Origin of the sequence: Streptomyces sp. NPDC002809 (assembly GCF_040295435.1) — a bacterium.
In the GTDB taxonomy this organism is placed as follows: Bacteria; Actinomycetota; Actinomycetes; order Streptomycetales; family Streptomycetaceae; genus Streptomyces.
In genome coordinates this window covers 24,529-36,224 of record NZ_JBEOVJ010000083.1, presented here as the reverse complement: position 1 = coordinate 36,224, position 11,696 = coordinate 24,529, and the positions used below count along the sequence as shown (strand labels likewise).

The following is an 11,696-nucleotide window of genomic DNA, read 5'->3' as shown; positions in this document are numbered from 1 at the left end:
AGCGGGGACAGGATTTGAACCTGCGACCTCTGGGTTATGAGCCCAGCGAGCTACCGAGCTGCTCCACCCCGCGTCGTTGTGATCCCTACCGTATGCCATCGCAGCGGGTCCCATGACCACCTGTGTCGCGTGAGCTCGGCGTTCCCGGTCAACTACGGGGTGATTGCGGGCTGTTCGCCACGGAGATCGTGACCACGGAAGCGGGCCCCGCCGGAGGAGAAGCCGCCGGTGGGGCCGCTCGGGGGCTCGGGCGCGCCACGCGGACGTCGGTTCCGACGCCCTCTCGACTGTCTGGACACCGGTGCTCCCGTTCAGGTCGGCTTCGGTGTGTCCGTTCAGGTCGGCTTTGGCGTATCCGTCCAGGTCGGCTTCGGTGTGTCCGGGCTCCACGGCGTTGATCCGGGCGTTCGGTCATGCCTTCGCTTCGGCCGAGCCGGGCACCCGAAGCCGCGAAGCGCCTTGCACCGCTCCCGGCGCTTGGGGCTCAGACGCTCGCCGCAGCGACGGCGGCCCGGCTGTCGGTAGTCGGCAGTCGGCAGTCGGCAGTCCGGCGCTACTTGCTCTCGACCGTTGCGCCAAAAGACCTCTGCCGTAGGGTAGTTACCTGATCACGCCGCCCAGAGGGATTACAACGTATGCCGGTCGCGCTCGGGCTCGGTCTGCCGCAGATGAAGCAGTACGACATCGGCCGCGACGTCGCCGTCGTGGCGCGCGCCGCGGAAGCAGTCGGGTACGAGAGCCTCTGGGTGTTCGAACGGGTTCTGTTCCCCGAGCCCGCGGTCCAGGGGCTCTACGGCATTCCGGGGCTGGCCTGGCCCGACCACTACCGCAGTGTCGCGGATCCGCTGATCACGCTGACGCTGGCCGCCGCGGCCACCGAGCGGGCCCGGCTCGGCACCAGCGTGCTTGTCGCCCCTCTGCATGTGCCCTTCCAGCTCGCCCGTTCCCTGGCATCGCTCGACGCCGCCAGCGGGGGCCGTGTGGTCGCCGGACTCGGGACGGGGTGGTCACTGGACGAGTACGCGGCAGCCTCCGTCGCCCCCTTCGCGAAGCGCGGCGCCGTCCTGGACGAACTGCTGGACGTGTGCGAGGCCGTCTGGGGGCCGGACCCCGTCTCGTACAAGGGGAATCTGACCACGATCGCCCCGTCCGAGGTGGGGCCGAAGCCGGCTCGTCCCATCCCCGTCTATCTGCCCGCGAACAGCCCCCGGGCCACACGCCGCCTGGTCGACCGGGCCGACGGGTGGATGCCCGTCGCGATGGGTGCCGCTCAGCTGTCCGAGCAGTGGCAGCGGGTGCGGGACGTCGCCGCCGAACGGGGCCGCACGCGTCGGCTCGGTGTCTGCGCGCGTGTCAACGCGCGCTACAGCTCGGCGGCGGTGCCCGGCGCGGGCCGACAGCCCTTCCACGGAAATGCCGCGCAGATCGTCGAGGATCTCGTCGCACACGCCTCCACAGGGGTCCCGGAGATCATGCTCGACCTCCAGGGCACACTGCGTGACGCGTCGGAGCTCATCGACGTGGCCACCGAGGTGTACGAGGCTGCACGGGCAGCCGGGGTCTGAGCAGCGTCCCGCGGATCTGCTGACAGGGCGGCCTCGGCGCACCAGTAGTTTCTCGGGGTCCGCTTCAGCGGAACCCGCCGACGGAGGAACGTGACCCATGGATGACCGTACTGTGCCGGCCGAGCGGTTCGAGGCGGACAGGAGCCACCTGAAAGCGGTGGCGTACCGGATGCTGGGTTCGGCGAGTGAGGCCGAAGACGCGGTTCAGGAATGCTGGCTGAGGGCAGCTCAGGCCGACGTCAGTGATGTACGGAACCTCACCGGGTGGCTGACCACGGTGGTGGGCCGGGTCTGCCTGAACACGCTCCGCACCCGCCGTACCCGCCGTGAGGACCCTCTCGACACGTACGACCGGACCCCTGGCCATGACGAAGGGAACGCCCCGGAGCAGGAGGCCCTGCTCGCCGACTCCGTCGGGCTGGCCCTCCTCGTGGTACTCGACAGGCTGACTCCGGCGGAACGCCTCGCGTTCGTTCTGCATGACATGTTCGCGGTGCCGTTCGCCGAGATCGGCCCGCTGATCGACCGTTCCGCGGACAACGCCCGGCAGCTCGCGAGCCGTGCCCGTCGCCGGGTGAAGGGCGGCACCACGTCGCCGGATGCGGATCTGTCCCGTCGCAGACGCGTCGTCGAGGCCTTCCTGTCCGCTTCCCGCGGTGGGGACTTCGACGCGCTGGTCGCGCTGTTGCACCCCGATGTCGTGCTGCACGCCGACCGGTCCGTCATTCCCACCCCCGAGCCCGTCGTGGTCCGGGGTGCCCACACCGTGGCGAAGGGTGCGATGGCGGCCACGGGACGCGCGCTGTTCACCGGGGTCGCGCTCGTCGACGGTGCGGTCGCACTGGCGATGGCGCCGCAGGGACGGCTGCGTCTGGTTCTCGGCTTCACCATGGTGGACGGCCTGATCACCGAGATCGACGTCATCGCGGACCCGGACCGGCTCGGCGGGATCGACATCGGCGTCCTCGACGGCTGATACGGGCTCCGGGCCCGGTCGTCGGCACGTAGTCGAAGTCGTCCGGGCCCGCTCCCCGGCCCGTTGTCGTACCCCTGTGGCAGGGTCTTCTCAAGGCATCGGGCCGGGTGTCCTTTCTCACTGTCCGATGCGGTCCCACCTGCCGAAGGAGCGTTCGCCACGTCCGGACCCGACGACGTCCGTACGTCGCTCACAGCGGCGGCTGCTCTGCTCGCGCCCGCCCACCGGGCAGTCACCGAGCGGGTGCTGCACGCGTTCGACCACCCCGAGGCGTATGTGCACGACCATGCCGACCGACTGGCGGACCGGGGTATCGACGAAGCGGTGCCTGATCTCGCCTGGACGGCGCTCATCGATGCTCTCGCCGATCACCGGCTGCTCGCGGAGTTCGACTGGAAAGAGGACTCCCAGGAGGTCCGGTCCCAGCTGAACGGGCTCGACTCGCGGCCCTCCGTGGATCCTTGGGTGCTGGTCGAGGAGAAGGAGATGCTCCTGCCGACCTATGAGTTCCTGGAGGCCTGCGGGCGGCACTACGGAGATGTCGGTGCGGCGCTCGTCGTACTCGACATCGAGTCGGACTGCTACCCGGTGGTGTGTCTGCCCGCCGCGCGGGTACGGGAGCTCGCCGCGCTCACGAAACGGGCGGGATTCAACGCGTGGGCGCTCGGTCTCTGACACGGGTTCGGAAGGCAGACCGAGCATCGCCCGCTGTCATGCGGCCACACGAAGATTCCGAGTCGGGCCGAGCCACGCAGGCTGCCACGAACTGCGGTTCCTCGAGGGGCCGCGGCTCCTCCGGCGGGGCGGCGGGCCGTCTGCGGCCGGGCCGTCACACCACCGGTCGCGCAAGACGTCGGTAGCTGACGCCGTCCTTGGTCCGCGCCAGCAGGCCGCCGATGACCATATAGCGGCGAAGCGCGGCACAGTCGTCGTGAACGGTGAGGAGGGCGTCGTTCACTTCGCGTTCGGTGTACGTCCGGTCGGACTGGAACAGCGTTTCCGCGAGGTGATCGAGGAGCTGTGCGCGACGGGCGGTCTTGCGCGGGATCGTCGTCAGCCGCCCCCGGGAGAAGAGGGCGGCCACGCCATGGCTGGAGCTTGATCGGTTGTCGGACATGGCCCGGAGCCTCTCAGCCGGATCCGGCGCGCTGCAACGCATTTCTCCGGGAAGTCCGTCCAAGCTGCTGCGACGGGCCGCCACGCTGTCCCAATTTCTGCCGAGGGGTGGGCGAGTTGACGCACGGGCGCGCTCGCGGTTTCCTGCTGCGATGACTGAACTGAGTATCGAGCCTGTGGACGGCGACGCCATGCTCCAGGACTGGCAGTACGTCCACAACGCGATCATCCCCACGGCAGTGCTCTCGCTCGCGGACGTACGCGAGCGCTCCGGTCGCAACCGGCTCGCCGTGGCGTATCTCGGCGAGGTCCTGGTGGGCTGCTCGACCGTGCGGCCGCCTGCCGACAGCTCCACGACGGCCACCGTGATCGCACGGGTGCTGCCGGACCACCGCGGCAAGGGATTCGGCGGGCAGTTGTACGAGAGCGGCCTGGCGGCGGCGCGTGCGGTCGGCGCCGAGGTGATCGAGACCTGTGTTCTGGAGTCCAACCCGGAGGGGCTGCGCTTCGCGCTCGGCCGTGGATTCGTCGAGACCGAGCGGTATGTACTGCCGGGTGACAGCGTGCCCTTCATCGATCTGAGGCTGGCCTGATCCCACCCCTGCGGAAGGCGGCGCTCTGCGGCGGTCGCAGAGCGCCGGCTGTCAGTCCTGCAGGGCGGCGAGTTCTCGCACCGTGGCCATGTCGCTGAAGGGGATGAGCTGTTCGCCGACGATCTGGTAGGGCTCGCTGCCCTTGCCCGCCACCAGGACGATGTCGTCGGGGCCGGCGGCCGACAGGGCGAGGGCGATCGCCTCGCGCCGGTCCGCGCGGCGCTCGAACCTCGTTCCTGTGGCCCTGAGGCCCGGAGTGATCTGATCCATGATCGCCTCGGGGTCCTCGTACCGGGGGTTGTCGGACGTCAGGACGCACAGGTCGGATCGGGACCCGGCAATCTCGCCCATCCGCGCCCGCTTCGTGACGTCCCGGTCTCCCCCGCAGCCGAACACGGTGATGACCCGGCCCCGGGCGAAGTCCCGTACGGCGCTGAGCACCTTGTCGAGGGAGTCCGGGGAATGGGCGTAGTCCACGATCACCGCCGTGCCCCGCGGCGTCTCGAACCGCTCGAGCCGTCCGGGGACCGGAGGCATCCGGTCGAGCGCGGCCACAAGCCCGGCGAGGTCGTGTCCCAGGAGGTGGCAGGCCGCCACGGAGGCAAGTGCGTTGGAGACCGAGAAGCGCCCCGGCACCGGGATCGCCGCCGGATACTTGCCGCCTTCGTGGTGGAGGGTGAAGCGGGTACCGAAGGCGTTCATGCTCAGGTCCGTGGCACGGTAGTCGGCCGGCGCGTCGATTCCGTACGTGGTGACCATGCCCGGCATCGTCGGCACGATCGCGGCCCCCACCGGATCGTCCGCGTTGACCACGGCGCTGCGGCACAGCCCTTGGAAGAGGCGGAGCTTGGCATCGCGGTAGTGCTCCATGGTGCCGTGGTCGTCCAGGTGGTCCTGGGTGAGGTTGGTGAAGATGCCCACGTCGAGGAAGGCACGGTCCACCCTGTGGTGCAGCAGGCCCATCGACGTGGCCTCCAGAACCACGGTGCCGACATCCTGATCGCGCATGTGTCCGAGGAGGTACTGGAAGTCCGGCGACTCCGGCGTGGTCAGGACCGAGCGGGGCATCGGGATGAGTTCGTCACCGATCCGGCTGCCGGCCGTGCCGATCACGCCGACCTTCGCGCCCTCGGCGATCCTCAGTACCGACTCCACCATGTACGAGACCGAGGTCTTCCCGTTGGTACCGGTGACGGCGACCATGTCCATGGACCGGCCGGGTTCTCCGAAGTACCGGGACGTGACGACCGCCGCCGCGGTCCGCGCGTCCGCCACCCGCACCACGCACGCGTCGGTGGCCGCGGCCCGCACGGCCGCCAGGATCTCCGGCACCTCGCTCTCCAGGAGCACCGCGACGGCTCCACGGGCCAGTGCCGGGCCGACGGCCTCGGGACCGCCCTCGCGGTGATCGGGCACGGCGATGTACAGCGAACCGGGCACGACGCGATGGGCGTCGAAACAGGCTCCTGCGGTGATCGGGGTCTCCGGATCACCGAGGAGGACCTCGTGATCGTGACCGGCCAGCAACTCCCTCAGATTCATGCGGGGGTCCTCTCGAAAATGCGGCTCGGCCCGTCGGCCGCCGTCGTGGGAATGCCGACGGCGCGCCGCGGGAGCTGCGCATGGTGCGGGGTGCTGCGGTCTGCGCAGCGAAGGGGGTGGAACGGCTCCGGTGGCGGAGCGGGAGAGCGCGGCCGGGACGGGAAGTGCGTCGCGGTGCGGCCGGCTGCGGTGAGGTCCTGGTCAGCCGTGACCGTGCAGAGCGCGGCAGCGCGCCCGGGGTGCGGCGGGGCCCAGCAGGTGAGGCACCTGTCGCAGGCACTCCCTCACCGCATCTGTGTGACCCATGTGTGGAGTGTACGTCCCGTGGACCGTGCCGGATCCCGGTCGCCTTCCCTGCCATGTGCAGGGGTTGTCCAGGTGGGACTGTCGGGACGGTGACCGGCTGCCCCGGGCGCCGCCCGGCTCACGCGCCGGGGGCCTGCCACGCGGGAGCGGTGTGCTCCGCGTGACAGGCCCCCGGGACCGGTCGGCTCGGATCAGGCCGTGTGCAGCGTCAGCCCGTACCGGTTCAGGATCTCGTTGATCGGCTGGTGCCAGGTCTCACCGCCGGAACTGCAGTTGCCCCACCCGCCCGAGGTGACGCCCTGTGCCTGGTCCCCGCTGATGAAGGATCCGCCCGAGTCGCCCGGTTCGGCGCAGACACTGGTCTTGGTCATCTCGTGGACCGCGCCCTGGCTGTAGTTCACCGTCTCGTTGGTGGCGAGTACGTTTCCGCAGTGCCAGTGCGAGGTGGAGCCCGAGCGGCAGATCGAGGCGCCGACCGGGGCCACGGCAGAGCCGCGGACCAGCTGGTCGGAGACGGTGCCCCAACCCAGGACCACGGGGACGGTCCACCAGCCGTTGCCCACGCTGACCCAGGCGTAGTCGTTGTCGGGGAACGAGGACCCCTGGAAGTTGCCTATCCCCGATCCGTCCCAGCCGCTGACGGACGCGCCCGCCTGCCCACAGTGTCCGGCAGTGACGAAGCCACCGTACACGGAGAAGCCGATGGAGCACCGGACGTTCCCCGTGTAGTAGGGGTCGCCGCCCACGGTCCCCGCGGAGAAGGTCCGCGGCACCTCGGCGGTCTGCTCGACGGCGACGGGACCGGCATCCCTGGCCCGTTCGACGAACTTCCGGACATCGTTGTCGGAGCGCGCCGAGGAGACGACGTTCACGACGACCTTGTTGGCCTCGGGGTCGACGTGCCAGCTGCTGACACCGGCAGGTGCCGGGAGCCGGTCGATCTTCGCCTTGGCTGCGTCGAGGCTGCGCGCGGTGTGCGTCACCAGGCGGACGGCGGCGCCCGTCGCCCGTACGGCAGCTGCCTGCTTCTCGCTGGTGACGGCGACCGTGAGACCGCCCGTCGCCGGGTCGAACCAGGAACCGCCGTACGAGGCTCCGGCGGCGCGTTGCGCGTCGGGCTGTATCGCGGTCGCCGTCTTCTCCGCGGAGAGCCGCGCCCTGGCCTGGCTCTCCGTCAGGCCGAGGTCCTTCTGCATGGCGGCCAGCAGGCCGGCGGACGTCTGTCGCGTGCCGGTGGCTGCGCGGGACTCGGTGGTGGGGGTGTCCGCCGAGGCGGCGGGGAAGCCTGCCCCCGCCCAGGCTCCGACGAGGAGGACGGCGGACAGGGCTGTGCGTAAAGCAGTGGTGCGTCTCATGGTGTTGGCCCTTCTGTTGTTCCGGCGACGTGGGGGAGGAACAGCAGGCGTCCGGGAGACGACTCGTTGAGAGCGCTCTCAGAGTGTGCCGATCCGGACTGTAGCCGAGCACCGTTAGCAGGTCCATGCCAATGACATCGCGGGGCCGCGCCGACGACCCGTCTCAGGGCCGCGCCGGACCGTAGGTGAACGTGTTCCACAGCTCGCGCAGAGCCTCGCCGTCACCCCAGAAGTCGAGCCCGGCCGCAGGGTCCGCCTCTCCCCAGATCCTGATCGCGTCGCGCTCGACGTCGCCGACCGGCCGCCATCCCGGTTCACCGGTGGCCGCGAATCCCGCCCAGGCCGCGACCATCCGGGCCGACAGGTGGTGGTCCTCCGGAGTCGGCGGACCGCCGATCAGGAACTGGACCCTCTCATCGGCAATGTTCCCGAAGGCGAAGGGAACGTCCGCACAGTGCCACGCGTACACCCCCGGCTCCGATCCGCCCCGCTGCCGGGCGAATCGCGACAGGTAGGTGCGCCCGCCGCTCCGCGCATGCGCGGCGACGAGCCGGTTGCTGTACTCGCCGAACCTCAGGTCTCCGCACAGCGCCAGCCGGATCTCGCGCACGGACGCTTCGGGCGCGATGCGGCGATAGCCCTCGGGCACGGAGTCCGGAAGTCCGAAGTCCGCTGCCAAGCGGGCCAGTTCGGACTCCGTCCCCACCTCGGCGCAGCTCCCGACGGCGTCGAACAGCCAGTACTCCTGGGTGGTGTGACAGACGAGGAGATCGACGTCCGAGGCCGCCCCGGCCGCTATGGGGCCCAGCGGATCGCCGCGCAGGAGGCTTCCGTCGGCGACCGGGCCGAAGATGACGGGGTCCCAGGACAGGTGTCCGGAGTACGGGTCCTTCCGGTACTCGTCGACGACCGCGTCGGCGGCCTGCACCAGGGCTTGCGGGGAAGCGGCCGACAGCCCAGCGTGCGTCGCGGGGACCCCCGCCGAGGCGGCCACCTTCCGCAGGAGGTGTTCGGCAAGTTCCGGTGCGAAGACCGGGCCGACCGCACTGTGCGCGATCGCCCGCCGGAACAGCCCCCGCGCCCCGTCCATCGCCATCAGGCAGGCCACGGATGTCGCTCCGGCGGACTGCCCGGCCACGGTCACGTTGTCCGGCTCCCCGCCGAAGGAAGCGATGTTGTCGCGTACCCACTCCAGTGCGGCGATCTGGTCGAGCAGCCCGCGGTTCGGCGGGCAGGCGTGCTCGCCGTCGGCCGGAACATGGCCGAAGCCCTCGAACCCGAGACGGTAGTTGAAGGTAACCACCACAAGGCCGGCGCGGGCGAGCGCCGTGCCGTCGAAGTCCGGCTGGGCGCTCGAACCGAAGGTGTAGGCCCCGCCGTGGATCCAGACCAGGACCGGCAACGGATGGTCCGCTGTCCCGTTCCCGCGTTCGGGGGTCCAGACGTTGAGGGCGAGGATGTCCTCGTCACCGGGCGACCACCGCGGAGCGCCCGGCAGCTCCGCCGACTGCGGCGAAACGGGGCCGTACTCCACACAGTCGCGGGTCCCCTCCCAGGCCCGGCGCGGGCGCGGCTCCCTGAACCGGTCGGCTCCGAAGGGCGGTTCGGCGTACGGAATGCCCAGCACGGCGACGACGCCCCGGTCCGGGGCTCGTCCGCGTACCCGGCCGCACACTGTGTCGAAAACACTCATCAAGGGCTGCTCCGCCGTCCTTGGCTCCCCCGCCCCTGCCGGGCGGCACGAAGATCAGAATGGCAGAGCAGCCGATCGCCGTGCGAATGAATTGACCGTCACCGCACGGGCGTGTCAGCGCGTGGAGAACGCGTGCACGGTCGTCGTCCGGTAGGGCCGGCCGGGGCGCAGCACGGTGGAGGGGAAGGACGGCTGGTTGGGCGAGTCGGGGAAGTGCTGGGCCTCCAGGCAGAACGCGTCGCCCTGGCGGTAGAGGCGGCCGGAGGTGCCGGTGAGGGTGCCGTCGAGGAAGTTGCCGGTGTAGAGCTGCATGCCTGGTTCGGTGGTGTACATCTTCATGACCCGGCCAGATCCGGGGTCGGTGACGGTCAGGGCGTACTCGGGCCTGGCCGTGATGCCTTTGTCCAGCGCGTAGTTGTGGTCGATCCCCTTCGCGATCACGGTCTGCTCGTGCGGGGTGCGGTCCTGCGTGCCGATGCCTCGGGCGCGGCGGAAGTCGAAGGGGGTGCCTGCGACGGGGGCGAGTTCGCCGGTCGGGATGAGCGTGGCGCCGACCGGGGTGTAGCGGGCGGCGGCGAGTTCCAGCAGATGGCCGTCGACCGTGCCGCTCCCCTCCCCCGCCAGGTTGAAGTAGGTGTGGCTGGTGAGGTTGACGACGGTGGCCCGGTCGGTCGTGGCCTCGTAGTCGATGCGCCAGGCGCCGCGCGGGGTGAGGGTGTAGGTGACACGGACGGCCAGGGTGCCGGGGTAGCCGGCTTCGCCGTCCGAGCTGGTCCGGCTGAGGACCAGGCCCGTGTCGGCGCCGCGGGTGAACGGCTCGACGTCCCAGATCCGCTTGTCGAAGCCCCGGTCGCCGCCGTGCAGGCTGTTCGGGCCGTCGTTGACCGGGAGTTGGTGGAGGGTGCCGTCGAGGGTGAACCGTCCGTCGGCGATGCGGTTGCCGTAGCGGCCGATCAGTCCGCCGAAATAGGGCGACTTGGCGACGTAGTCGTCGAGGTTGTCGAAGCCCAGGGCGACATCGGCGGTTCTGCCGTGGCGGTCGGCTGTCTCCAGGGACTGGATGACGCCGCCGTAGGAGAGGGCTCTGAGAGTTGTCCCGCCGTTCCTGAGGGTCCAGCGGTGCACCGCCGTGCCGTCGGCGAGCCGGCCGAAGAGCTCCCTGACGGGCGTGTTGCCGGTTGCGCCGCGGCGGCTGCCGGTCGCGCGGGCGGTTCCTGGCGCTGTGACGGTGATGCCCGCGGCGGCCGCGGCCGTCAGCACGGTGCGTCTGGTGGTGCTGGGCATGGGTGACTCCTTGACGGAGAGAGGAGTTACGAGCCGACCTTGCGTTTGTTGTAGACGTCGAAGCCGACGGCGGCGAGCAGCACCAGCCCCTTGATGACCTGCTGGTAGTCGGTGCCGATCCCCACGAGCGACATGCCGTTGTTGAGTACGCCGAGCACGAGGCCGCCGATGATGGCGCCGAAGACCGTGCCGACGCCACCGCTCATGGAGGCTCCGCCGATGAACGCGGCGGCGATCGCCTCCAGTTCGAAGTTGGTACCGGCCTGGGGTACGCCGGCGTTGAGGCGGGCCGCGTAGACGATGCCGGCGAGCGCCGCCAGTACGCCCATGTTCACGAAGACGAGGAACGTGACGCGCTGGTCCTTGACGCCGGAGAGCTTCGCCGCGGCGCGATTGCCGCCGAGCGCGTACACGTGGCGGCCGATGATCGCGTTGCGCATGACGTAGCCGAAGCCGATGAGGAGGACGGCGAGCAGGAGGAGCACGACGGGCACGCCTCGGTAGCTGGCCAGGGTCATGGTGAAGGCGAGTACGGCCGCGGCCATGGCCACACACTTGGCGAGGAAGATGTTGCGGGGCAGGACGTCGAGTTCGTAGCGCTGCTGACGGCGGCGGTCGCGGACCTCCTGGAGGAGGGCGAAGACCAGCAGCGCGCATCCCATGAGGAGGGTCAGGTTGTGGTAATTGGTCTCGGGCCCGATCTCCGGAAGGTATCCGGTGGAGATCTTCTGGAAGCCCTCGGGGAACGGGCCGAGCGAGCGGCTGCCCAGGAGGATCTGCGTCCCACCGCGGAACAGCAGCATTCCGGCCAGTGTGACGATGAACGAGGGGATGCCGACGTACGCGATCCAGAAGCCCTGCCAGGCGCCCGCGACCGCTCCGACGATCAGCGAGAGCACGAGAGCGAGGACCCAGGGCATGTCGTGCTGGACCATCATGACCGCGGCGGCCGCGGAGACGAATGCGGCCAGTGAGCCGACGGAGAGGTCGATGTGCCCGGCGATGATGACGATCATCATCCCGATGGCGAGGACCAGGATGTAGCTGTTCTGGAGGACGAGGTTGGTGACGTTGTTCGGCTTGAGCAGGACTCCGTCGGTCCATATCCCGAAGAGGACGACGATCAGCCCGAGGGCGATGAGCATCCCGTACTGGCGCATGTTGCGGCGGACCGCGTCCAGGAGGAGGGTGCCGGTCGTGGGAGGCGCGGCCAGGGCCTGCTTGTCGGTGCGCTGCCGGGTGTCGGTGGGGGCCTGGGGCATTCCT

General features: G+C 70.1%; 10 protein-coding genes and 1 tRNA gene. 4 read left to right on the top strand and 7 right to left on the bottom strand.

Going from position 1 to position 11,696, the window contains the following annotated elements; genetic code table 11:
• A tRNA-Met gene (locus ABT025_RS32635) sits at positions 1-73 on the bottom strand.
• Between the two features lie 562 nt (positions 74-635).
• Here ABT025_RS32635 and ABT025_RS32630 point away from each other — a divergent pair.
• From ABT025_RS32630 to ABT025_RS32620, 3 genes are all read left to right on the top strand, one after another.
• A complete protein-coding gene (locus tag ABT025_RS32630) occupies positions 636-1,565 on the top strand; it encodes an LLM class F420-dependent oxidoreductase (protein WP_351002263.1) in 930 nt (309 codons plus the stop codon).
• A gap of 97 nt (positions 1,566-1,662) precedes the next feature.
• Complete coding sequence (locus ABT025_RS32625) at positions 1,663-2,541, top strand: sigma-70 family RNA polymerase sigma factor (RefSeq protein WP_351002262.1); 879 nt, start codon at positions 1,663-1,665, stop codon at positions 2,539-2,541.
• A gap of 120 nt (positions 2,542-2,661) precedes the next feature.
• Positions 2,662-3,216: a DUF6630 family protein gene (locus ABT025_RS32620; protein WP_351002265.1), complete on the top strand. Its 555-nt coding sequence runs from the start codon at positions 2,662-2,664 to the stop codon at positions 3,214-3,216.
• Positions 3,217-3,370: 154 nt separating this feature from the next.
• Here the strand turns inward: ABT025_RS32620 and ABT025_RS32615 are convergent, their stop codons facing one another.
• Positions 3,371-3,658 (bottom strand): DUF2087 domain-containing protein, encoded by a 288-nt coding sequence (locus ABT025_RS32615; protein ID WP_351002261.1) that lies wholly within the window; start codon positions 3,656-3,658, stop codon positions 3,371-3,373.
• A 151-nt stretch (positions 3,659-3,809) separates the two neighbouring features.
• Between ABT025_RS32615 and ABT025_RS32610 the strand changes: the two genes are divergently transcribed.
• Entirely contained in the window at positions 3,810-4,250 is a 441-nt protein-coding gene (locus tag ABT025_RS32610) for a GNAT family N-acetyltransferase (protein WP_351002260.1), read from the top strand.
• A gap of 51 nt (positions 4,251-4,301) precedes the next feature.
• Here the strand turns inward: ABT025_RS32610 and ABT025_RS32605 are convergent, their stop codons facing one another.
• From ABT025_RS32605 to mmsB, 5 genes are all read right to left on the bottom strand, one after another.
• On the bottom strand, positions 4,302-5,792 hold the full coding sequence (locus tag ABT025_RS32605) for a UDP-N-acetylmuramoyl-L-alanyl-D-glutamate--2,6-diaminopimelate ligase (protein WP_351002259.1): 1,491 nt from the start codon (positions 5,790-5,792) through the stop codon (positions 4,302-4,304).
• A 497-nt stretch (positions 5,793-6,289) separates the two neighbouring features.
• Positions 6,290-7,453 carry a S1 family peptidase gene (locus ABT025_RS32600; RefSeq protein WP_351002258.1) on the bottom strand — a complete coding sequence of 388 codons (1,164 nt, stop codon included), beginning with the start codon at positions 7,451-7,453 and terminating at the stop codon, positions 6,290-6,292.
• Positions 7,454-7,616: 163 nt separating this feature from the next.
• The gene (locus ABT025_RS32595) at positions 7,617-9,146 is read right to left on the bottom strand and encodes a carboxylesterase/lipase family protein (protein WP_351002257.1); all 1,530 of its coding nucleotides are present in this window, start codon (positions 9,144-9,146) and stop codon (positions 7,617-7,619) included.
• A 114-nt stretch (positions 9,147-9,260) separates the two neighbouring features.
• Positions 9,261-10,430, bottom strand: a complete 1,170-nt coding sequence (locus ABT025_RS32590) for an aldose epimerase family protein (RefSeq protein ID WP_351002256.1) — start codon at positions 10,428-10,430, stop codon at positions 9,261-9,263.
• 26 nt (positions 10,431-10,456) lie between these two features.
• On the bottom strand, positions 10,457-11,692 hold the full coding sequence (gene mmsB / locus ABT025_RS32585; RefSeq protein WP_351002255.1) for a multiple monosaccharide ABC transporter permease: 1,236 nt from the start codon (positions 11,690-11,692) through the stop codon (positions 10,457-10,459).
• Positions 11,693-11,696 lie beyond the last annotated feature (4 nt).

What these genes read in the sequence shown, in the direction of transcription:
- ABT025_RS32630 (WP_351002263.1), top strand. Translation starts at nt 636, where the DNA reads ATGCCGGTCGCGCTCGGGCTCGGTCTGCCGCAGATGAAGCAGTACGAC.
- ABT025_RS32625 (WP_351002262.1), top strand. Translation starts at nt 1,663, where the DNA reads ATGGATGACCGTACTGTGCCGGCCGAGCGGTTCGAGGCGGACAGGAGC.
- ABT025_RS32615 (WP_351002261.1), bottom strand. Translation starts at nt 3,658, where the DNA reads ATGTCCGACAACCGATCAAGCTCCAGCCATGGCGTGGCCGCCCTCTTC.
- ABT025_RS32610 (WP_351002260.1), top strand. Translation starts at nt 3,810, where the DNA reads ATGACTGAACTGAGTATCGAGCCTGTGGACGGCGACGCCATGCTCCAG.
- ABT025_RS32605 (WP_351002259.1), bottom strand. Translation starts at nt 5,792, where the DNA reads ATGAATCTGAGGGAGTTGCTGGCCGGTCACGATCACGAGGTCCTCCTC.
- ABT025_RS32600 (WP_351002258.1), bottom strand. Translation starts at nt 7,453, where the DNA reads ATGAGACGCACCACTGCTTTACGCACAGCCCTGTCCGCCGTCCTCCTC.
- ABT025_RS32595 (WP_351002257.1), bottom strand. Translation starts at nt 9,146, where the DNA reads ATGAGTGTTTTCGACACAGTGTGCGGCCGGGTACGCGGACGAGCCCCG.
- ABT025_RS32590 (WP_351002256.1), bottom strand. Translation starts at nt 10,430, where the DNA reads ATGCCCAGCACCACCAGACGCACCGTGCTGACGGCCGCGGCCGCCGCG.
- mmsB (WP_351002255.1), bottom strand. Translation starts at nt 11,692, where the DNA reads ATGCCCCAGGCCCCCACCGACACCCGGCAGCGCACCGACAAGCAGGCC.